A 22,929-nucleotide genomic window follows, 5' to 3' on the forward strand; every position below is an offset into this window, starting at 1 on the left:
ACCTTGGCCGTCCTTTTCGCTTGGGCCTCTTAATGCTCCGTTCGTTGCCCGCTTCTTCGTCGCCGTTCGCGGAAGTGCTGTTCGCCGGCCTGCGTTTCACGCCGATGAGCGTGAAGCAGGCGGTGTCGGCGCTCGCCCTGCGGCCGGCCGCCCTGCCGTTCGCCACCTTCGTGACCCCGAACGCCGAGCACGCCTGGCTGAGGAAGTCCGATCCGGTCTTTCGCGCCCATACCGACGCCTGCTGGATCAGCACCAACGACAGTCGCGTGGTCGGCCGCGCCGCGCGCCTGGCCGGTCTGGAGCTGGACTTCGCGCCCGGCGCCTATGTGGTGCGGGCGCTGTTCGACGAGGTCATCAAGCCCGACACGCCGATCTGCATCCTCGGCGGCGCCCCTGACCTCATCGATCGCCTGAAGGCCCGCTACGGCCTCACCGCCGTCGCCCACCACAATCCCCCGATGGGCTTCATCCGCAAGCCCGAGGCGGTGGCCGAGACGATCGAGTTCGTGGCCGCCAACCCGACCGCCTTCGTCTTCGTCTGCATGGGGCCGCCGCAGTCGGAACTGTTCTGCCAGCACCTGATGGAAGACGGCCGGGCGACCGGCATCGGCCTGTGCGTCGGCAGCTCGCTGTCGGTGCTGACCGGCGACTCCAATCCCGCCCCCGACTGGATGGAGCGCTCGGGCCTCGTCTGGCTCTATCGCCTGGTCAAGGAGCCCGGCCGGCTGTGGCGGCGCTATCTGGTGCGCGGCTTCTACGCCCTGTTCCTGGCCTGCCGCGACATCCTCGCCCTGCGTCTTGGCCTGGCCAGGAAAGCCGGGCGCGCGGACACGAATGTCTGACGACGCGCCTCGCCGGCGCCACCTCGACGACTGGCGCGCGGCGGTCGACGCCGAGCGACGCGAGGAGGCCCGCAAGGGCGGCAACCTGATCGCCCTGTGGGCCGGGCTCGTGCTGGTGCTGACCCTGCTCTACGTGATGATCGGTTCGACGCCGTATCTGCACGAGCGCGACCTCGACCCCCTGACCGGGGCTGCGACCATGTCGCCGATCAACCGGACGATCTGGCTCAGCCTGCTGGTCCTGGCCCTGCCGATCCTGTGGTTCCGGCGCGGCGAGGTGGTCGAGATCTCCAAGCGGCTCTGGCCTTTGCTGCTGGCCTTCGCCTGGTTCGCCGCCACTTCGCGCTGGGCGCTGGACCCGGCCGCTTCCAGCCGGCGGCTGTTCCTCTACATCGTCGACCTGATCATCTGCGTGGCGGTGGTGGCGGGGCTGCGCGACGCGCGCCGCATCCACTTCGCCATGGCCGTGGCCTGCCTGATCGTCATGGCCATCGACCTGGGCTCGTGGATCTTCGCGCCCGGGATCTCGATGACCGACATTGGCCTGGCCGCGATCCACACCCACAAGAACACTCTCGGGGCGGCCATGCTGTTCTCGGGCCTGGTGATCAGCCCCTATCTGCTATTCCCGACGGCCCTGGGACCGCGCCTGTTCTGGAGCGCGATGTTCCTGATCTGCGTCGCCCTGCTGATCGCCAGCCTGTCCAAGACCAGCATGGCGCTGCTGGCGGCGTTCGTGGTGCTGATGCCGCTACTGATGGGCCTGCTGAAGCTGCGCGCGCCGCTGTTGCGCGCGGCGGCGGCGGCGGGTGGGCTGACGGTGCTGGGGCTGCTGGTCGGCTGGACGGCCTTCGCCTACGCCACCGGCCGCGACCCGCTGGAGCCGATCGCCGGCGTCACCTTCACCCAGCGCACCGACGTCTGGGCCTTCGCCCTCGACCAGTTCGCCCAGCATCCGCTGAAGGGCCTCGGCTTCGGCTCGTTCTGGGACATCGATCCCAAGGTCCAGCCCAGCCTGCAGAGCGACGCCTGGTTCGCCCAGCCCGACGCCTACACCAACGAGTCCCACAACGGTTACATCGACCTGCTGGTCACCACCGGCCTGCCGGGCCTGGCCGTGTCGCTGTTCCTGCTGGTCCGCTGGGGCGGGCGCGGCCTCGATCTTTTGCGCCAGGGCCTGGGATCCAAGGACGAGGCCGTGCGCGCCGACCTGCCGCACGCGGTGTTCCTGGCCGTCTTCCCGCTGGTGTTCTTCGTCCACAACTGGATGGAAAGCAGCTACTTCACCGCCAACGCCATGTTCGGGATCATCATCCTGCTGGTCGGGGTGGACCTCGACATGCGCTACACCCCGGCGACGCCGCCGCCCGAGCCTAGGGCGCGGCGGGCGCTGGACGCCGGCGCGCCGCGATTGCTGCCGCCAGGATGGCGGCCATGACCGCCAGCTCCAGGGCCTGACCCGCGGCGGTGCCGAGCACCGCGCCTGCCGGACCCAGACCCTTGATCAGCGCCAGGATCGCGCCGGCCGCCACTAGCGAGGCCGCGGCGTTGGCCAGGGCCAGGGCCTTGAACGCCTTCAGCACCTGGATCGCGGTGCTGACGACCGCCTGGCCAAAGCCCAGCGCCGCCGCCAGGCCCCACAGCGCCACCATCCAGTCGGCGTCCTGATACTTGCCGCCGAACAGCCGGGCGGTGATCGTCGGCCAGGTTTCGTAGATCAGCAGGGTCCACAGCCCGGCCACGACGGCGCCGGCCGCCAGGGCCGCGAGCACGAGGCCGCCATAGCCCAGCCAGTCGCCCGCGTCTCGGCGGCGGGCCAGGTCGCCGCGCGCCACCAGCCCCCAGGACGAGGCGAGCAGGGGGATCGGCCGCAGCAACTGCTGCGTCGCCGTCAGCGCGGCCAGGGCCGAAGGCCCGAAGGCGCCGGCGGCCACGAAGACATAGAAGCGGGTGAGGAGTTCGGTGCTGGAGACGCCCAGGAAGATCCAGCCCGATTGCCGGGCGTAGCCGCCATAGGTCAGCAGCTTCCGGCCGGGAACCCACCAGCGGCCTTGTCCGCCCGCCGCCACGGCCATCCCACCGACGCCGACGAGGGCATAGGCCGCACCCAGGGCCAGCAGCAGCGGATCGGCGCCGACCGCGTGGTTGGGGATCACGACCACCGCCAGCGACCCGGCCGCCAGGACGCACACCAGGGCCGTCTGGATCGTCGCCTGGCCAGGCCGGCCGCGTGAGAACACCAGGGCTCGCACGTACTGCTGCAGCAGATAGGCCGGCACGAACAGCGCCGCGGCGGGCGCGCCATAGGGATTGCCGCCGGCCCGCCAGGCCAGGGTCACGGCCAGCACGACCGCGCCGGTCGCCAGCAGGAACAGCAGGTTCACCCCGTGCATCAGCCGCTCGACCGGAAGTCGCTCGGGAGCGGTCGCTTCGCCGGGCGCCAGGACCTGCAGGTGGCAGACGGTCAGGGCGTTCTGCAGGCTCGACAGCACGAAGCCGACCGCGGCCCAGAACGCGAAGGCCCCGTACTGCTCAGGCGCCACGAAGCGGATCAGCAGCAGGTTGACGCCGAAGTTCAGCAGCGACCAGAGGGCCTGTTCGATCGCCGAGATCAGGTAACGCGACACCGAAGGTCCCCCTGGGGCCGCGTCAGTACCGCGCCCCGTTGTTGATCGTGTAGCTGAACGAGAAGGGCAGCACCCCGCTAATGTACTGCTTCACGAACAGATTGACCTCGGCGATGGCGCTGCGGGGCACGAAGATCAGGTCGCCGGGCAGGATGGCAAAGTCGCCGCCGTCCTGGCCGCCGAGGGCGGCGCGGACGTCGACCGTGCGCATCAGCAGGCGCGGATCGCCCGGCCGCTGGCGCAGCACAACGACCTTGCCCGTGCGGGCGGTGTCCTGGAAGCCGCCGGCCGCCATCACCGCCTGGGCGGCGGTCAGCTGGCCCTTGATGGTCTTGACGCCGGGCTCGCGCACCTCGCCGCCGACATAGATCTGCGCCGCGCCATAGCTGGCCACCAGGGTCTCGACCTGTGGATTGCGTAGCACCGAGGCGTAGGCGCGGGTCAGGGACTGGTTGAGCTCTTCGGCCGTCTGTCCGGCCACGGGCTGGCCGCTGACCAGCGGGAACACGCCGCGGCCGTCCGGCCCGACCAGCACCTGGGCGTTGAGGTCCGGCTCCAGCAGGAAGCGCACGGCCAGTTCGTCGCCCGGCCCGACGCGGTAGCGATAGTCCTGTGGCGTCCACGGGGCGAACTCGACGCCCGGATCTACGGCGCGTCCATAGGCCGGCCCCTGCGCGGCCGTCGGCGCCGAGGCGCAGGCCGTCAACATCAGCGTGGCGACGCCGGCCGCCGCCCATCGAGCCCAGGACAACACGTGAATACCTCCGCCGGCCAAGCCGTCTCGACGTTCACCATGACCGCCGCCGGTTAGGATTTCGTTGGCGAGCGACAAGCCTGTCCGGGCGGCGTCCGGGCGCGGCAAAAAGCAGCAGCGGGGCCTTGCACGGCCGGGTTTTGGCCCGAACGTCAGCGTAGCGCGGTTTGGGCGTCTCGGGCGTCAGTGTTTGTTAAGACGTGGCCCCGTATCCGATGGTTAACCGCCATGCTGGGCGGCCTACGTCCGAACGGGTGCGCCCTTTTCATGAACGCGGCGGTGATGGAGCAGGGCGCATACGCCCGCGGCGGCTCGACCGGCCGCATTCGCTCGCCCCTGACCGCTCGCGAACTGCTGACGCCGGCCTTCTACTACAAGCGCGAGGCGCTGCTCGCCTTCCTCATTCCGGTGATGCTGGCCGTCATCGCCGTGCTGCTGGCCCAGCCCATCTTCACCGCCCAGTCGCGCCTGCTGATCCTGTTGGGCGACGACTATGTGTTCCGTAGCGACGTGTCCGGCGCCCAGCCGGGCCTGTCCTTTGACCGCGCCCAGATCGTCCACGCCGAGATGGAGATCCTCTCTTCCAAAGACCTGCGCGCCAAGGCGATCGACAAGGTCGGGCTACAACGCGTCTATCCCGATCTCGTCGGCCAGCCCAACGCGCTGGAGACCGCCGCCGCGCAGCTGTCCAAGGACCTGGCGATCGACAACGTCCCGCAGTCGAACGTCATCGAGCTGTCGTTACGCAACCGCGACGCCCACGTGGCGGCCGAGGTGCTCAACACCCTGGTCGGCCTCTATATCGAGCGTCGCCGGGCGATCTTCGAACAGTCAGACCTGACCTCGGTCAATGACCAGCGCGACCAGCTCAACGCCAGGCTCGCCGAGGTCGAGGACCAGCTGTCCAAGTTCTCGCTCAGCCACGGGTTCGGCGACTACACCACCGAATTCGCCACCGTGCAGAGCCAGCAGGCCTCGCTGACCAGCCAGGTGCAGGCGATCGACCAGCAACTGGCCACCCGCGCCGGCCGCGCCTCGGCTCTGTCGCGCAAGCTGCGCGCCACGCCCCAGACCACCGAGCTGTCCAGCGACCGCGGCCGCTCGCAGCAGGTCGAGACCCTGACCGGCAAGCTGCTCGACCTTCAGGCCCAACGCCGCGCGGCCGCCGCCCGCTATGTCGACGGCTATCCGCTGGTCGCCGATCTCGACCGCAAGATCGCCGACCTCCAGGGCCAGATCCGCGCCGTCCCGAGCGACCAGGTGACCAACGTCCGCCGCGGGGCCAATCCGGTCCACCAGCAGATCGACACCGAGCTGGCCGACTCCGAAGGCGACGTCGCCGGCCTCAGCCGCGCCCGCGCCACCGCCGCCCGCGACCTCAAGGCCGCCGAGACGCGTCTGGCCGAGCTGGTCCGCCTGGGCCCCGAATATCGCGAGCTGCTGCGCAAGCGCACCATGCTCGAAGGCTCGTTCTCGGAACTGGCCAAGCGCTCGGAAGACACTCGCGTCTCCGACAACCTGTCGAAGTCCAAGGCCAATGTCCGCGTCATCCAGCGCGCCGACCCGCCGGTGAAGGGCAAGAGCGGCCGGGCGATCCTGCTGCTGGGCGGCGTGATCGTCGGCCTGGTCGCCGCCACCGCCGTGGTGCTGGTCTCGGCCGCCTTCTCCGACGTGATGATCTCGCCGCGCGACGTCGAGCAGAAGCTGGACCTGCCGATCATCCTGGCCGTGGCCGACGCCCCGCGCGCCAAGCGCCGCCGCGACGGCCGGGGCGGGGGACCCAGGGCCTCCTACCTGACCTATGAGGACAGCAAGCTCCTGATGCGGCTGCTGAGCAGCGTCGCACCGGGTCCTGGCCGCGTGATGCAGCTGATCGCCGCCAACGGCGAGGAGGGCGTCTCGAGCCTGACGCTCGACCTGGCGCTGCTGGCCTCGGCCCAGAGCGCGCGCCGCGTCCTGCTGATCGACATCGAACCGCCCGAGGACCGTCCGGCCGCCCAGGTGCTGGCCGAGAACGGCGCCAGCCTGACCCGCATCGCCGGCGACCGTTTCCAGGTCAGTGGCGGCTCGCTGCACGTCACCCTGCCGATCGGCGCCGGCGACCTGGCCGTGGCCGAGTCCCAATGGCGCGACATGATCGAAACCGCGCGCCGCGACTACGACCTCGTGCTGATCGACGCTCCGGCGGCGGCCCGTTCGGCGGCTGGCCTGATCGTCGCCCCGCTGGTCGACATGACCCTGCTGGTCGTCGAGGCCGAGGCCACCCGGGCCGCCGTCGCCCGCGCCCTGACCGAGCGCATCGATTCCGCCGGCGGCGAGGTGCTCGGGGCTATCCTCAACAAGCGCGGCTTCTATATTCCTCGCCTGATCTATTCCTGGATCTAGGAGCCTGCGCATGGGGCGTCCGCGCCTCTCCCGTCGCGCCTTGCTGGCCGCCGCCGCGCTTGGCGCGGGCGGTTCTGCTTTCGCGGCCACGCCCTTTCCGTCGCTCGCCAGGATCGCCGCCCGGTCGGGCCGGGTGTTCGGCGCGGCCGTCGAGCCCGAGCAGCTGGAGCGCGACCCGGCCTTCGCCGCCCTGGTCCAGGACCAGTGCGCCAGCCTGACGGCCGAGAACGTCATGAAATGGGACGCCCTGCGACCCGGTCCCGAGACCTTCGCCTTCGACCGCGCCGACCGCCTGGCCGCCCAGGCCCGGGCCATGGGCGCACAGCTCTACGGCCACTGCCTGCTCTGGCACGAGGCCTGGCCAGCTTGGTTGCCCAAGGAAATGAGCGCCGGCGCCGCGCGCTCGCTGATCGAGCAGCACATCCAGCGGGTGGCCGGGCGCTACGCCGGCGTCGTGACCGCGTGGGACGTCGTCAACGAAGCCGTAGAGCGCAACGATCGCCGACCCGACGGCCTGCGCGTCTCGCCGTGGCTGAAGGCTCTGGGTCCGGACTACGTGCCGCTGGCCTTCGAAGCCGCCCGATCCGCCGCGCCGCGCGCCAGGCTGGCCTTCGCCGACTACGGCCTGGAATATGACGACGTCAGCTGGATGGTCGAAAAACGCGGGACCATGCTGGCCCTGCTGAAGCGCTGGAAGGGGGAGGGCGTCCCGATCGACGCTCTGGCCATCCAGGGGCACCTGGACGCCTCGCGTCCGCCGTCGTTTGGAGCCGGACTGCGCCGGTTCCTGGCGCAGGTCGCCGACCTGGGCCTGGAGATCTACGTCACCGAACTCGACGTCGATGACCAGAAGGTCGTGGGCGATCCGGCCCGCCGCGACGCCGTGGTCGCCGACTGCTACGCCCGCTTCCTCGACGCCGTCATGGCCGAGCCGGCCGTGCGCCGGGTGACCACCTGGGGTCTTTCGGACCGCTACAGCTCCAAGGCCCAGTTCTCGCCCCGGCCGGACGGCGCCAAGGTCCGCCCGCTGCCGTTCGACGACGGACTACGCCCCAAGCGGGCGGCCGACGCCCTGCAACGGGCCTTCGACCACGCGCGCTGAGGCGGCCGGGCTAGCGGCCCGCCGCCTTGGGCTTCACCTCGATGATCGTTCCGTCCGGGCCGTGGGTCAGCGGCTCGATGGCGATCGAGCGGCGATGGTCGCCGCCGCCGGGCAGCAGCTTGTCGTGATAGAAGAACCAGGTCCGGCCCTTGTCCTGCAGGATGGCCTGGTGGTTGGTCGAGATCTTCAGATAGTCGAAGATCACGCCGCGATAGGCGTAGGGGCCGAGCGGCGTCTTCGAGGTCGCATAGACGATCTGGCCCGGCCAGCCGGTCGAGAAGCTGAAATAGTACAGACCCTTGCGCTTGTGCAGGAACGGGGCCTCGCCGTACTTCTTCTTCGGATCGTCGGTGGGAAAGCCGGTGACGGCGATGTCCTGGATCGGGCCGGCCAGGCTCTTCATGTCCTTGCCCAGCTTGACGATCTTCGGCACGCGGGTGCCGAACAGCATGTAGGCCTGCCCGTCGTCGTCGATCAGCACCTGCGGGTCGATCGGCTCGGCGCCGGCGTTGGCGTCGCGGGCCTTGTCGACCAGCGGCGCGCCGATGGCGTCCACGAACGGTCCCTCCGGACGGTCGGCCACCGCCACCCCGATCTTGTCGCCGCCGACGGGGGCGTAGAAGTAGTATTTGCCGTCGCGATAGGCGGCCTCGGGCGCCCAGGCCTTGGCGTCCGGCTTGGCCCATTTGAACACCGACACGCCCAGGAAGGCGCCGCCGTCCTTCCAGGTTTTCAGGTCCTTGGAGGTGTAGAGCCGCCAGGTCGTCGAGTCCCAGTACTTGCCCGAGTTCGACGCATCGTCGGTGGCGTACAGGTAGTAGCCGCCCTTGAAGGCATGCGGCGACGGATCGGCGTTGAAGCGCGGGCTGATCGGTTCGCCAGCCAAGGCAGGGCCCGCCAGCAGGGCGGCGGCAAGGCAGAGGGCGAGACGTTTCATCGAGAACTCCTGGGACGCGGCGGTGGTCATGCGGACGGCTATTGCGGCGGGGTGGCTTCGGCGGGGCGGGCCTTGTCGGGCGTCGTGCCCGCACCGGTGAACGGCTCCAGGCGGAAGCTGACCCGGGTCGGCTCCAGTCGCGTACGGTACTTCATGTGCGGCAGGCCGAAACCGTTCCAGGTGGTGTCGCCGCCGACGCCCCATTGAACCGCATCGACCAGCAGGGTCCCGTCGCCGTGCGGGACGATGTCGGACGACTTCCAGGTCCCCGGCGGGCGGCGATAGAGGTCCTCGTAGGGGAAGGCGAGGGCGGTCATCATCGAGGGCTTGTCGGCCTCGACGCGCAAGCCTTGGGCAGCGCCGCCGGAGAGCTCCAGCCAGCGCACGTCGATCTTGTTGCCGGTGTCCTGGGGCCGCATGTAGTCGTGGTTCTGGTCGGCGACCGCGCCTCGCCACAGGCCAATGGGCGCAGAGGTGTAGCGGTCGACATAGGTCTCGTGCGGGCCCCGGCCGAACCATTCGACGGTCTTGGGCTGGCCGGGCAGGGTGAACCACAACCCCACGCGCACCGGCGGCGGCAGATCGTCCTTCAACGGCGTCAGGTCACCCGTCACCGCCACCGTGCCGTCGCCGGCCATGGCGTAGGTGGTGACGAACTTTGCCGCCCCAGCCCCCAGGCCGTAGTCGACGACCACCTCCGCGCCCTGTGCCGTCTTGCGCGTGGTCACCGCGCGCAGCTGGCGCGTCTTGGTCATCACCTGCCAGGGACGTTGCTGGGTGGAGAGGCCCGTGCCGGCGTCGTTATCGGTCTCAGCGCGGAAGAAGTTGGGCTGGCCACCCTGGGCCAGGACGACGCCGTCCTTGGCATAGGCGGCGACGAGGCCGGTCGCGCGGTCGATCTTCAGGGTCGCACCGGCCGCTGACAGGGTGACGGCGTCCTTGCCGTCGGCGATGGTCACGACACCCGGACGGGCGACGACGGGCTTGGGCGTGGCGGAGACGGCGAACTGCTCCCAGCCGACCACGAAACCGGCCGGGGTCATCGGGACGGCGTCGGGCTTGGCCTTGGCGCGCACGGTGACGAAATATTCGACGCCCGGGACGGTGGCGATTGCGGGCAGCGGCAGGGCCAGGGTCTCGACGCCCCGCGCCTTGGTCGACAGGGCGGGCAGGGCGCCTGACGCCACCTCGACCCCGTCGGCCTCCAGCACCCAGTCGAAGTCGAAGCCCGACAGGTCGCGGAAATCGTGGCGGTTGGTGACCGTCACCTTGCCCGTCGCCGGATCGAAGCCCGAGAACTGGATCGGCGAGAGCACCTTGCGGGCTTCGTAGAACTGAGGGTTCGGCGTGCGGTCGGGCTGGATCAAACCATCGCCGAACTCGATCTCGCCGCCGGGATTGGGGCCATATTCGCCGCCGTCGCCCCAATAGCGCCGGCCGTCCTTGGTGTAGCGGTACATCGACTGGTCGACCCAGTCCCAGATGAAGCCGCCCTGCAGCTTGTCGTAGGCGTAGATGGTGTCCCAGTAGTCCTTCAGGTTGCCGCCCGAATTGCCCTGCATGTGGGCGTATTCGCACTGGATCATCGGCTGGGTGCGGGTGGGGTCGGTCGCCCAGTCCACCATCTTGGTCACGTCGTCGTACATCGGGGCATAGATGTCGACATAGGTGTTGGGCACGTGCTCCCAGGGGCGAGCCCCCCAGCCGAGATAGGAGATCAGCCGGCCGGGATCGCGCTTGCGGGCGGCCGCGGCGGCCTTTTCGAAGTTCTGGCCGACGCCGGCCTCATTGCCCAGCGACCAGAAGATCACCGACGGGTGGTTCTTGTCGCGCTCGACCATGTTCATCACGCGATCGACGTGAGCGCTTTCCCAGGCCGGGTCGAAGCCGATCTGGCGCTTGGCCCGCTGGTCGGGATCGGCGTTGCCCCAGCCCATATAGGCGTGGCTCTCGATATTGGCCTCGTCCATGACGTAGAGGCCGTATTCGTCGGCCAGGGCGTACCAAAGCTCGGCGTTGGGATAGTGGGCCGTGCGCACCGCGTTGAAATTGGCGCGCTTCATCAGCTCGATGTCGCGGCGCATCGAGGCCTCGGAGATGACGTGGAAGGTCTCCGGATCGTGCTCGTGGCGATTGACGCCGCGGATGACGATCGGGCGGCCGTTGACGCTCACCCGGCCGTCCTTGATCTCGACGGTGCGGAAGCCGATCCGCTGGGGCGTGGCCTGGACGACCTCGCCCTGGGCGTCGATCAGCTCGACCAGCAGGGTGTAGAGGTTGGGCGTCTCGGCGGTCCATTGGCGGACGTTCGGGACGGTGGCCGACAGGCTGACGGTGCGGGCCGCGCCGGCCGGGACCTTGGCCTCGGTCTTCAGCACCTCGCGCTCGCCGTCCAGCAAGGTCATCCGAGCCGTCAGCGGGGCCTTGCGGGCGGTCAGGGCCAGCTCGGTGGCCAGGGTCCCGTCGCGATAGGCCTTGTCCAGCCCAGCCTTGACGAACAGGTCGGACGCCCGGGCCTGCGGCACGGCCTTGAGATAGACCGACCGCTCGATGCCCGAGACCCGCCAGAAGTCCTGGTCCTCCAGGTACGAACCGTCGGCCCAGCGGTGCACCTGGATCGCCACCAGGTTCTGGCCCGGCTTGACCAGCTTGGTCACGTCGAACTCGGCCGGCAGCTTGGAGTCCTCATAGTAGCCGGCCTCCACCCCGTTGACCCAGACCTTGTAGGCCGCCCCGGCCGCGCCGATATGCAGGATGACGTCCTGGCCCGACCAGCCGGCCGGAACCTCGAAGGTCCGGCGATAGGACCCGACCGTGTTGGTCGCGTGCGGGATCAGCGGGCGGTTGGCCGGGAACGGGTAGGTGATGTTGTTGTAGCGGGCCTGGTCATAGCCCTCCGCCTGCCACATGGCCGGCACCTTGATGCTCTTCCACGACGAGGCGTCGTAGTCCGGCTTTTCGAAGCCGCTGGGCACATCGTCCGATGACGGACTGAACTGGAAGCCCCACTGGCCGTCGAGGGTCAGATAGCGCTCGGACCGGGTCATGTCGCCGGCCAGGGCGGCGGCGCGGCTCTCGAAGGGGAAGTGGGTCGCCACGGCCGGCAGCGTGCCGCGGGCGTTGACGGCGGGGTTCTCCCAGTCGGGGCGGGCGGCGTCGACCTGAACGGGGTCGACGCGGGGCGCTTCCTCCGCCTGGGCGGCGAGGCCGATCGCCAGCCAGGCCGCGCCCGCCATCATGCTTGCCTTCATTCGTCACGCTCCCTCGCGCGAGCCTTAGCCGGCCCGCGTCGCTTTTCCAGCCCGGTCGCGCTCGACGCTCAGGCGCGGCCGCGTCTTCCGTTGCGTACACCGTTCTATTTTTGGCCTGACCAATTTGCAATTTCGAAAAATATTTTCTAGATTGTCTCAAGAAAATAATATACAAACCAATTTAACAATACAAAAAAGCCCAGCGATATCAAAGCTATCGTCGTCTGGGTTCGGGCGCGGCGCCGCGTGGATCTGTCATCCACATTGCCCTGGCCAATCGAAAGATTGCTGGGGCCGGTAACGCGAGAGGGGCAGGCCGATAAGCCGTCATTCAAGACGGCGGCCATAACGAGGAGGGAACGACATTGAAGTCCAAGATCAGCCCGACGCGCGTCCTGAAGGTCGCGCTTCTGTCCGCAACCGTCATGGGCGGCCTGCCGGCTTTCGCCATGGCTCAGAGCGCCGCCGCGCCGAACGACACGGTCGACACCGTCATCGTGACCGGATTCAAAAAGAGCTACGCCGACGCCGTTCGCACCAAGAAAAACGCCGTCGAAATCACCGACGGCATCTCGTCCGACGGCCTGGGCCGCTTTCCCGACCTGAACGTCGGCGAGGCCCTGCAGCGCATCCCGGGCGTCCAGATCAATCGTGAGGCCGAGGGCCGCGACGCCACCATCAACCTGCGCGGCATGCCCGGCGAATACGCCCGCACCACGCTGAACGGCCAGTCGTTCGCGGGGCCGGCCCTGCTGCGCGACAACCAGGGCTCGCCGCTGGGCGCGTTCAACTCGGACATCTTCTCGGCCTTCGTGATCGCCAAGTCGCCGATGGCCAACACCACCTCGGGCGGCCTGTCGGGCAATGTCGACCTGCAGATCGCCCCGGCGCTGTCGCGCAAGGACGGCGGCTATATGAAGGCGTCCTACGAGTACAACACCCTGGGCGACCTGGGCGCGCCGGCCGCGACCCTGGGCTACAACAAGCACCTGACCGACGACTTCGCGGTGTTCGGGACGATCGCCTACAAGAAGGAAAACTTCCGCCGCGATACGATCCGCCTCAACAGCTACGACTATCTGACCTCGGCGATGACGGGCCTGACGCCGACCCAGTTCAACGCTACCTACGGCCAGTACTTCTCGGCCGCCGCCTGCCCGACCAGCGCCACCTCCTATTGCCGTTCGCTGGCCCAGGCCCTGGGCGTATCGCAGACGGACGCCCAGGCCTTCGTCACCAGCAACACCGGCTCGACCAGCAAGAACGGCGTCTGGGCCAACAGCCAGATCCGCCAGTACACCCGGATGAACGTCGGCAAGGTCTGGTCGGGTTCTGCGGGCTTCGAATGGCGGCCGAACGACAACACCAAGATCGGGCTGATCGGCTTCTCGACCGACCGCAACCTGCCCGACACGACCCAGTATTTCCTGATCAACACCGTGACGCCGTCATCGACGGCCGGGGCGGGCACGGTGATCACCCCGACGGGCACGCCGGTCCAGACCAACGACGGCCGCTACCTGTACCAGAGCTACTCGTTCACCAACATGAACGCCCTGTCCTCGACGCGCCTCTACTCGCAGCATCAGAAGTCGGACGGCCTGCTGGGCACGGTCGACTGGAGCAACGAGCAGTGGCGCGTCGCCGCCGCCCTGACCCTGTCGTCGGGCGCCAACTCGTCGGTCGAGACCGAGGTCGACGTCGTCAACTACACCCGGGCCGGCGGCAACGGCATCTCCGGCTCGCTGACCACCGGCCTCGATGACATCGGCAACTTCCACTACGTGACCAACCCGACGCCGCAGAACTCGATCACCACCGGCCAGACCTGGACCTGGGGCGAGGCCGGCGATCCGGTCGCCTTCTACAACAACGGGACCCGCGCCAACTCGACCAACGCGATCTGGATCCAGGGCACCGAGAGCTTCGCCAAGAACGAACTGAACAGCGCCGCCTTCGACGTCGAGCGCTTCGTCACCGTCGGCCCGATCAAGAGCGTCCAGGGCGGCGTCCGCCTCGAGCGCGAGAAGTACGTGTCGACCGGCTATCGCGTCTACGCCTACGGCGCGCAGCTGCAGAACATCACCTCCAGCATGATGGTCACGGCGCCCTTCATCGACGACTTCATGGGCGGCAAGGGCGGCGACTACAATCGCAACTGGCAGGTCCTGAACGTCCGCGACTTCCTCAACGCGGTGCGTCCGGTCACGGCCTATCAAAGCGGCGGCCTGTCGACCCAGGGCTTCAATATCCAGTACGCCGACAGCAGCTACTACGATAAGAACTTCACCAACGAGAACGACATCAATCAGTTCTACGTGCAGGCGAAGTACGACACCGAGATCTTCGGTCACGGCGTGCGCGGCAACTTCGGCGGCCGCTACGAAGACACCAAGAACACCATCACCACCCTGGACCGCACCAGCGCCCCGAGCGACGCCATCGGCTCGTCGACGGCGTTCAAGACGGTCGAGTACGTCAACAAGTACGACTACTTCCTGCCGTCGGCGATCTTCGTGGCCGACGTCACCGACGACCTGATCCTGCGCGGCGCCTACTACAAGACCTATGTCCGCCCGCACCCGCGCCAGTATTCGCCGTCGACCAAGGTCAACCCGACCCAGATCCTCAACAACAGCCTGAGCTCGGGCTCGACCAGCGTCTACGACGTCTCGGTCACGGTCGGGAACAACAAGCTGAAGCCCTATCTGGCCGAGTCCTTCGACCTGTCGCTGGAGTGGTACAACCGCCCCAACGCCCTGATCTCGCTGGCCTATTTCCGCAAGAATATCACCGGCCGCATCGCCACCACGACCGATCCGGCGATCCTCTGCCCGTCGGACGGCTCGACCTGGGGCTTCGGCGCCCTGTCGTGGGACGGAACCTACTGCAACGCCACGGCCCTGAGCAGCAGCACCAAGCAGGTGCACGTCAACGCCAGCGCCACCTACAACCTCGACAAGGAGACCACCGTCGAGGGCGTGGAGTTCAACATCCAGCAGAACCTCGACTTCCTGCCGGGCCTCTGGAAGAACTTCGGCGGCAGCTTCAACTACGCCTACACGACTTCGAAGAGCCCGGCGATCGCCCCGTTCCCGGGCATCTCCAAGCACAATGTCAACGTCATCGGCTACTACGAGACGCCGAAGTACGGCGTGCGCATGGTCTACAACTATCGCTCCGACTACGGCCTGAACGCCAACGGCACCTACAGCGGCGGCTCGCGCTCCGTGAAGCCGCGCGGCCAGCTGGACATGTCGGCCTCCTACAACGTCACCGACGCTCTGACCGTGTCGTTCGACGCCTACAACCTCACCGACGCGGTCCGCTTCGAATACGAGAACGACTACCAGGTCTCGCGTTGGGTCGATTACGACGGCCGCACCTTCACCCTGACGGCGCGCGCGACGTTCTAAAGTTCACTCCCCCAGTGAAGCACTTGATAGCCGGTCCATTCGTGGACCGGCTATGTTTTCTCTCCCTTCGCGCGAGTCGCCGAAGGGACCAGACCGCAAGGATTTCGATGCCGGGACGACGCGCTGGATTTTCCGCCCTGTTGGCGGCCCTCCTGGCCACGACCGCTCTGGCGGCCGCTCAGGCCGCTCCCGGTCCGTCCCTGTACAAGCTTCCCGCCCTCGAGGTCGGTCTCGGCAACGACAACGAAGGCGACACCATTCCCGGGCCGACCCTGCCCAACGGCTCGATCCATCCTTCGCCCGAGACGCCCAATCCCAGCAACGCCGGCTACAACGCCGCCGAGCCGATCAGCGGCTTCGCCCAGCTGCATTCGCAAGGCTCTGGCGGGGTCACCACCTACGGCACGTTCCTGCTGTCGCCCCAGGTCGGCCAGCCCCAGTTCGACGAGGCCGCCCACCTGTCGCCCAAGGCCGACGAGGTCTTGGCCGCCGACGCCTATTCGGTGCGGCTGTCGCGCTACGACACCAAGGTCGAGGCGACGCCTTCGCACTATTCGGCGATCTACCGCCTGACCTATCCCGACACAGACCAGGCCCAGCTGGTGTTCGACGTCACCCGCAAGGTCGGCGGGCTCGTGGCCTCCGACCAGGCCGAGGTGAAGCTCTATCCGGAGCAGGGCAAGATCGTCGGCCACGTGAAGGCCAAGGGCTACTGGAACCCGGCCCTGATCGACATCTGGTTCGTCGCCAAGTTCGACCAGAAGCCCGTCGCCTGGGGCGTGTTCGACAAGGCTGACCGGCGCGCCGGCGCGACCGAAGGCAAGACCGGTCCGGACGAGCGCCTGGGCGCCTGGCAGACCTTCAAGACCACGGCCGGCAAGCCGCTGTTGGTCAAGATCGCGGTGTCCTTCACCAGCGCCGAGACGGCCGAGGCCCTGCTGGACCGCGAGATCCCGGACTGGAACTACGACCGCGTCCGCCAGCAGGCCCAGACGGCCTGGAACGATCGACTGGGCGAGATTGATGTCTCGGGCCTGGACGCGGCGCAGACCCGCCGGTTCTACACGGCCTTCTACCACGCCTCGACCCATCCCCGGGACCGCAGCCTGGACCAGTCGGCCAAGGAACTGGGCCGCCCCAACTGGGACGACCACTACACCCTGTGGGACACCTACCGGACGCTGTTTCCGCTGATGTCGGTGCTGCGCCCCAGCGACTACGCGGCCAACATCAACTCGCTGATCCACACCTTCGACAAGTTCGGCGCGGCCGACACGGCCATCATCGGCGGCCAGAACTATCACGTGGGGCAGGGGGGCGACGAAGTCGACAATGTGCTGGGCGAGGCGGCCCTGCGCGGCGCCGCCGGCGTCAACTGGAACGACGCCTGGCGGCTGACCCACTTCAACGCCTTCGAGCGCCGCCGGCCCCGTTATCTGGAGAGCGGCTATTTCGGGGTCGGCGACAGCAGTCCCGAGCCCAATAACCAGCGCGCCAAGTCGGGCTCCTCCACCCTGGGCTTCGCGCTCAACGACTATTTCGCCGGGGAGGTCGCGGCCAAGGCCGGCCACGCGGACGAGGCCGAGACTCTGCGCAAACGCTCGGCCAATTGGCGCAAGATCTGGAACCCCGAAACCGAAAGCGATGGCTTCCAGGGCTTCCTGATGCCGCGCTATCCGGACGGCAAGTTCCAGGACATCGATCCCAAGCTCGGCTGGGACGGCAAGGTCCACAACAATGTCGGCTACTACGAGGGCACGGCCTGGATCTATTCCTACGGTGTGCTGCACGACCTGCCGGGTCTGGTCGAGGCCATGGGCGGCCGGGTGCGCTTCAACGAGCGCCTGAACCACGCCCTCGACGCGGGCCTGATCGACATCACCAACGAGCCGTCCTTCGCCACGCCCTGGCTGTTCCACAACCTGGGCCGGTCGGACCTGTCGTCCTACTGGTCGGGCGAGGTGTTCAAGCACTTCACCGCCACCGCCTATCCGGGCGACGAGGACGCCGGGGCGATGAGCTCCAACTATGTCTTCAACCGCCTGGGCCTGTTTCCGAAGCTCGGCAGCGACCTCTTCTACCTGCACGGCCCGCGTCACCCGAAGAGCGTTCTGCATCTGGAAGGGGGGCGCTCGCTGGAGGTCATGGCGGCGAACGCCGGGGCCGACCGTCCCTACATCGCCGCGGCCAGCCTCAACGGAAAGCCGTTGGCCGGTCCCTTCATCACCCAGGCCCAGGTGCTGGCCGGCGGGGTGCTGAGCTTCACCATGAGCGAGAAGCCCGGCCAGTGGGCCTATGACGGCGCGGTGCTGGCCAGCGAGGCCGCCGTTCCGGCCCTGGCCGACGGCAAGACCTCGACGGTCTGGACCGCCTCGGCCGGGCAGTCCGCGGTGTTCACTCGTCCGACGACGACCTGCTTGAAGGCCTACACCGTCAGCGTCGGCGCCAATCCGGCCGACCCGACCGCCTGGCGGTTCAGCGGCTTCGACGGCAAGCGCTGGCTGAAGCTGGACGAGCGGCGTGGCGAGCGCTTCGACCATCGTCACGCGACCAGCAGCTTCGACCTCAAGACCGGCAAGGCCTATGCCCGCTATCGCCTGGAGCTGACCGCCGGCAAGGCCGTCGAGGTTTCCGAGGTCGAGCTGATCGCCGGAACCGCCTGCCGTTGAGGTTGGCGCGCCGCAGACCGTCTATTCAGTACAAGACCCGCCACGCGTAGGGAGGCCAGGGCCCATGAAGATGTCGAAGTCGATCTGGCGCGGCGCCCTGGCGCTCGTGCTGTGCCTCGGCGCCGTACAGGCCGCTCAAGCCCAGAGACGCGGCGAGGCGGGCGCGATCTTCACCGACAGCCTCTCGCGCGGCGGCTTCGTGCTGCTCGAGGCGGGCAGGGCGCCGACCATCGTGGTGGATCCCGCCGACGCCGCCGTCGTGCGCCACGCCGCCGACGACCTCGCCGACGACCTCAAGACCGTCACCGGCCAGCCGGTCTCCGTGTCCGACGCCCCCGCCGGCAAGACCGCGATCCTGGTCGGCACGCTCGGTTCCAGCAAGGTCGTCGACGCCCTGGTCGCGGCCAGGAAGATCGACGTCTCGCGACTGTCAGGAGCGTGGGAGAGCTTCGTCATCGCCTCGGTCGACCGCCCGGCGCCCGGCGTCGACAAGGCCCTGGTGGTGGTCGGCAGCGACCGGCGCGGCACGGCCTTTGGCGTCTATGAGGTGGCGCAAGGCATGGGCGTCTCGCCCTGGGCCTGGTGGGCCGACGTCACGCCCAAGCATCGCGACAAGCTGTTCGTCGCCGCCGGCGTCCACCGCTTCGGCCCGCCGTCGGTCCGCTACCGTGGCGTCTTCGTCAATGACGAGGACTGGGGGCTCTATCCGTGGGCGCTGAAGACCTTCGATCCCGAGCGCGGCGACATCGGGCCCAAGACCTATCGCCGGATCTTCACCCTGCTGCTGCGCCTGAAGGCCAACACCCTGTGGCCGGCCATGCACCACACGACCGCGCCGTTCAATTCCGATCCGGAGAACGCCAAGCTGGCGCAGGAGTACGGCATCGTCATGGGCTCGTCCCACGCCGAGGCCATGCTGCGCAACAATGTCGGCGAGTGGAAGGGCGACCCGGCCAAGTTCAACTACGCGACCAACCCCGACGGCGTGAAGGCCTATTGGGAAGAGCGTGCCAAGGCCAACGGTCCCTATGAGAGCCTTTGGACTCTGGGCATGCGCGGCATCCACGACACCGGCATGGTCGGGCCCAAGACCATGGAGGACAAGGTCGCCCTGCTGGACAAGATCATCGCCGACCAGCGCGAGATCCTGGCCAAGACCGTGCCGGGCGACGTCTCCAAGGTTCCGCAGATCTTCGTGCCCTACAAGGAGGTGCTGGAGATCTATCGCGCCGGGGTGAAGGTGCCCGACGACGTCACCATCGTCTGGCCCGACGACAATTTCGGCTACATCCGCCAGTTCCCCAGCGCCGAGGAGGCCGGCCGAAAGGGTGGGGCGGGCGTCTATTACCACCTGTCCTACCTCGGCTATCCGCTGGCCTATCTGTGGCTGGGCACGACCCCGCCGGCCCTCGTCCAGGAGGAGATGATCCATGCGTGGGACAAGGGCGCGCGCAGCGTCTGGATCGCCAATGTCGGCGACATCAAGCCGGCCGAGATCGGCGCCAGCCACTTCCTCGAGATGGCCTGGGACATCGACCGCTGGCGGGGCAAGAGCCAGCGCCAGTTCCTGGCCGACTGGACCGGCCGCGCCTTCGGCCCCGCCCTTGGCGGCAAGGCGGCCGACCTGCTCGACGCCTATTACCGGCTGAATTTCGAGCGCCGGCCCGAGCACCTGGAATGGCAGCCCCAGGCCGAGAACCGGCACCTGTCGAGCTACACCCCCGACGAGGTCAACGACCGCCTGCGCGCCTTCCGCAAGCTGACGGCCGACACCAAGGCGGCGACCGCCGACGTGCCGCCGCAGCTGGCCGACGCCTGGTTCGAGCTGGTCGAGTTCCCGATCCGCGTCTCGGCGGCCGCCAACGTGCGGTTCTTCGCGGCCGAGCGGTACAACGAGCTGATCGACAAGCAGCAGGCCATGGCCCGCTCGGCCGGCGGCGCGGCCGTCGAGGCCCAGACCGAGATCACCGCCCTGACCGACAGGTTCAACAACCAGGTCGCCGGCGGCAAGTGGCGCTGGCTGATGCCCGAGGAGCCGGCCGACAGCCAGTGGCGTATCTATCGCGCCCGTCCGGTGCCGATGCCGGGCGGCGGCCTGATCACCGATCCGGCCCCGTTCCTGGCCGTGGTCGACGGCAATGCGCCGGCCGGCTCGCCGATCGTCGAAGCCGAAGCCTTCGCCGCCAACAGCGGCTGGCGTCTGGTCGAGGGCGTGGGCCGAGGCCGCGGCGTCATGCTGGCCGACGCGCCGGGCGCGACCCTGACCCTGTCGGTCGATGTCGCCAGCGCCGACGGCCGCCGCGTGCAACTGGGCGTCCTGCCGATCTTCCCCGACGGCCAGGCCCAGGACATCGCCTTCGACGTCAGCATCGACGGCGGCGCGCCCGAACACGTGACCCTGCCGCGCAAGGTCGGCTCGCCGGCCTGGGCCGAAGGCGTGCTCGACAACCTGCTGAAGCCTGTCGTCGGCCCCTCGCTGTCGCCCGGGCGGCATACGGTGGTGGTGACGGCGCGTGTTGGCCGCGTGGGCCTCGACCGCGTCCGCCTGGTCGTTCCCGAGCAGGTGGCGACGCACGAGAACCACTGAGGGCGCTTCTCCCTCCCCCATCAAGGGGGAGGGGGCTTAGACAGTTCTGCTAAAGCCCGTTCGGCGGCGCGGTGAAGGTCGTCGCCCAGGCCGACGGCGCAGGGCCCATGGTCAGCTCCAGAACCCCGCCCTTGGCCAGTTCATCATGCGTGATCCAGGCGCGATCGATCGGCTTGCCGTTCAGCCTGGCCGCCGTGACGTAGCGATTGGCTTCCGACGCTTCAGGCGCGGAGACCACGAAGGTCTTGCCGCCCTCCAGCGCGATGGCGCTGCGCGTGAACACCGGCGAGGCGATGTAGTAGTAGGGCTGGCCCGCGTTCGGATAGAGGCCGACGGCGTTCCAGACGTACCAGCTCGACATCGCCCCGGCGTCGTCGTTGCCCGGCAGGCCCGTGCGGGTGGCGCGATAGTGCTTGGCCATCAGCTGGCGGGCAATCTCGGCCGTGCGGTCGGGCCGGCCGGCGTGGATGTAGAGGTACGGCGCCAGGATGTCCGGCTCGTTGCCCTGCGAATAGTGGCCGTCGAACAGGTGGTCGAGCCAGGTGACGAAACCCTTGGCGCCGCCGGTCTTGGCCATCAGCCCGGCCACGTCCTGCGGGACATAGGTCGAGTACTGCAGGGCGTTGCCCTCGTAGAACACCGCGTCCCACCACGGTCCCGAGCGGTCGGGATATTCGTAGGTGCAGCTGTAGTTCTCGACCCACTCGCCATTGGGATAGCGGGGACGCACGCAGCCGAGACTGTCATCCCAGATGTTCTTCCAATTGCCGGAGCGGGCGATGTAGCGCTTGGCGTGGTCGGTCTTGCCCAGGGCCTTGGCCACCACGCCGATGGCGTAGTCGTCATAGGCGTATTCCAGGGTGCGCGAGGCCGAGCGGGTCTGGGTGAACGGCACATAGCCGAGCTTCAGATAGTCCGCCAGCACGCGGCCCTGCAGGAAGGGCTGGTCGCTGTCGACCTCGCCGTTCTTGCGCAGCGCTTCATAGGCCAGGTTCAGGTCGAACCCGCCCAGTTTCTTGACCACGGCGTCGGCCACCAGGATGTCGCCGTTCGAGCCGCCCTGGGTCATGCCGTTGGCCCCGGCGATCCGCGAGTCGGGCATCCAGCCGGTGTGCTTGTAGGTGTCGATCAGCGAGCGAAGCATGTCGCGCTGCCGCTGCGGCTGGATCACCGTCAGCAGTGGGTGCAGCGTCCGGAACGTGTCCCACAGGGTGTAGAAGTCCTCGTAGTGGGGCTCATCGGACTTCCACCAGACGTTCTCGCCCGAAAGGTCGTGCGGCATCGTGTGCGAGCGATAGAGGGCGGAATAGAAGATCCGCTGCTGCTCGTCGCTGCCGCCCTGCACCTGGATCTGGGCCAGGGCCTTCGCCCACTCGGCGCGGGCGGCTTCATGATAGGCGTCGAAGTCCCAGCCGGGCATCTCCTGCGCCAAGTTGGCGCGGGCCTGGTCGGCGCTGACGAACGACACGGCCAGCTTCATCTGAACCTGGCGGTCGGTCGTGGTGTCGAGGGTCAGCCAGGCGCCCAGGCGGTTGGAGAACTCGCGCTCGGTGTCGTACTCGATCATCAGGCCCTGACGGTTGGCGGCGCTCTTGACCTGCGAGCCGCCCTCGGCGCGACCGACGCCGTGCTTGGCCTCGAACCAGCCCTGGCCGGCCGTCCACGAGCCGAAGGCCTTGGCCGGACGATCGACGACGGCGTGGAAATAGAGGGTGTAGGGCGCCGGATTCCAGCCGCCCTCGACCGTGACCTCGCCGGCCAGGGTGTGGTCGTCGATCAGCGCCACCTTGGCCAGCCGCACCCGTTGCCCGCGGCCGCGCATGGCGACCACCGAGCTGACGTCGAAGATCAGTTGGCTTTGCGTATTGGCCGGATAGGTCAGGCGCTGGAAGCCGACGCGGCGCGAGGCGGTCAGTTCCACCTTGATCCGCTCGGCCTCGCTGTTACCCAGCCCCACGGCGTAGTAGCCGGGCGAGGCCCGTTCGTCGGTCTTGCCAAAATGCAGGTGGTTCAGCTTCAGCGGCCCGACGCTCGGCGTGACCCGGAAGTTGCCGTACTTGCCCGAGCCGCCCGTGCCGCTGACATGGGTGTAGCTGAAGCCGATGATCGGGCTCTTGGAGTCGTAGCCGTTGGTGTCGGCGTTGGTGGTGTCGGGGCTCAGCGACACGAAGCCGAACGGCACGCCGGCGCCCGGCACGGTGTTGCCGCCGGTCACCCCGCCGCCGTCGACCCCGACGAAGGGATCGACCTTGCTGGTGAGGTCAGGCGGCCCGGACTGCGCCAGCGCCGCCAGCGGGGTCGAGATCATGACCGCGCCGAGCAGAAGGGCTCGAAAGGAACGCATCGTCGCCATCCTGGA

Annotated in this window: 11 protein-coding genes and 1 pseudogene; 7 read left to right on the forward strand and 5 right to left on the reverse strand. The window is 68.4% G+C overall.

All coding sequences use genetic code 11. The features are described from left to right. The first annotated feature begins 32 nt into the window (after nucleotides 1–32). The gene (locus I4Q42_RS03985) at nucleotides 33–842 is read left to right on the forward strand and encodes a WecB/TagA/CpsF family glycosyltransferase (protein ID WP_198574770.1); all 810 of its coding nucleotides are present in this window, start codon (nucleotides 33–35) and stop codon (nucleotides 840–842) included. Further along, the gene (locus I4Q42_RS03990) at nucleotides 835–2,280 is read left to right on the forward strand and encodes an O-antigen ligase family protein (RefSeq protein WP_198574771.1); all 1,446 of its coding nucleotides are present in this window, start codon (nucleotides 835–837) and stop codon (nucleotides 2,278–2,280) included. The genes I4Q42_RS03985 and I4Q42_RS03990 overlap by 8 nt, the downstream gene beginning before the upstream one ends. Here I4Q42_RS03990 and I4Q42_RS03995 read toward each other — a convergent pair. Together I4Q42_RS03995 and I4Q42_RS04000 are read right to left on the reverse strand one after the other, a co-directional pair. After that, nucleotides 2,216–3,469, reverse strand: a complete 1,254-nt coding sequence (locus I4Q42_RS03995) for a lipopolysaccharide biosynthesis protein (RefSeq protein ID WP_198574772.1) — start codon at nucleotides 3,467–3,469, stop codon at nucleotides 2,216–2,218. The genes I4Q42_RS03990 and I4Q42_RS03995 overlap by 65 nt on opposite strands. A gap of 22 nt (nucleotides 3,470–3,491) precedes the next feature. Further along, entirely contained in the window at nucleotides 3,492–4,223 is a 732-nt protein-coding gene (locus tag I4Q42_RS04000) for a polysaccharide biosynthesis/export family protein (protein ID WP_198574773.1), read from the reverse strand. A 267-nt stretch (nucleotides 4,224–4,490) separates the two neighbouring features. On the opposite strand from I4Q42_RS04000, the gene I4Q42_RS04005 reads away from it, so the two are divergent. Beyond that, nucleotides 4,491–6,608: a GumC family protein gene (locus tag I4Q42_RS04005; RefSeq protein WP_198574774.1), complete on the forward strand. Its 2,118-nt coding sequence runs from the start codon at nucleotides 4,491–4,493 to the stop codon at nucleotides 6,606–6,608. Between the two features lie 10 nt (nucleotides 6,609–6,618). Then, the gene (locus I4Q42_RS04010) at nucleotides 6,619–7,710 is read left to right on the forward strand and encodes an endo-1,4-beta-xylanase (RefSeq protein WP_198574775.1); all 1,092 of its coding nucleotides are present in this window, start codon (nucleotides 6,619–6,621) and stop codon (nucleotides 7,708–7,710) included. 10 nt (nucleotides 7,711–7,720) lie between these two features. Here I4Q42_RS04010 and I4Q42_RS04015 read toward each other — a convergent pair whose 3' ends face one another. Beyond that, on the reverse strand, nucleotides 7,721–8,647 hold the full coding sequence (locus I4Q42_RS04015) for a family 43 glycosylhydrolase (protein ID WP_198574776.1): 927 nt from the start codon (nucleotides 8,645–8,647) through the stop codon (nucleotides 7,721–7,723). 38 nt (nucleotides 8,648–8,685) lie between these two features. Continuing rightward, the gene (locus I4Q42_RS04020; protein WP_198574777.1) at nucleotides 8,686–11,898 is read right to left on the reverse strand and encodes a glycoside hydrolase family 2 TIM barrel-domain containing protein; all 3,213 of its coding nucleotides are present in this window, start codon (nucleotides 11,896–11,898) and stop codon (nucleotides 8,686–8,688) included. A 425-nt stretch (nucleotides 11,899–12,323) separates the two neighbouring features. Here I4Q42_RS04020 and I4Q42_RS04025 point away from each other — a divergent pair, with 425 nt between their 5' ends. The 3 genes and pseudogenes from I4Q42_RS04025 to I4Q42_RS04035 all read left to right on the forward strand — a co-directional run. After that, nucleotides 12,324–15,314 carry a TonB-dependent receptor gene (locus I4Q42_RS04025; RefSeq protein WP_198575168.1) on the forward strand — a complete coding sequence of 997 codons (2,991 nt, stop codon included), beginning with the start codon at nucleotides 12,324–12,326 and terminating at the stop codon, nucleotides 15,312–15,314. Nucleotides 15,315–15,421: 107 nt separating this feature from the next. Next, a complete protein-coding gene (locus I4Q42_RS04030; protein WP_198574778.1) occupies nucleotides 15,422–17,983 on the forward strand; it encodes a GH92 family glycosyl hydrolase in 2,562 nt (853 codons plus the stop codon). 160 nt (nucleotides 17,984–18,143) lie between these two features. Next, nucleotides 18,144–20,570 (forward strand): annotated as a pseudogene (locus I4Q42_RS04035) (glycosyl hydrolase 115 family protein); the annotation flags it as partial. A gap of 49 nt (nucleotides 20,571–20,619) precedes the next feature. Here the strand turns inward: I4Q42_RS04035 and I4Q42_RS04040 are convergent. Then, on the reverse strand, nucleotides 20,620–22,923 hold the full coding sequence (locus tag I4Q42_RS04040) for a GH92 family glycosyl hydrolase (RefSeq protein WP_198574780.1): 2,304 nt from the start codon (nucleotides 22,921–22,923) through the stop codon (nucleotides 20,620–20,622). Between the last annotated feature and the right edge of the window lie 6 nt (nucleotides 22,924–22,929).

The organism is Caulobacter hibisci (assembly GCF_016135805.1).
In the GTDB taxonomy this organism is placed as follows: Bacteria; Pseudomonadota; Alphaproteobacteria; order Caulobacterales; family Caulobacteraceae; genus Caulobacter; species Caulobacter hibisci.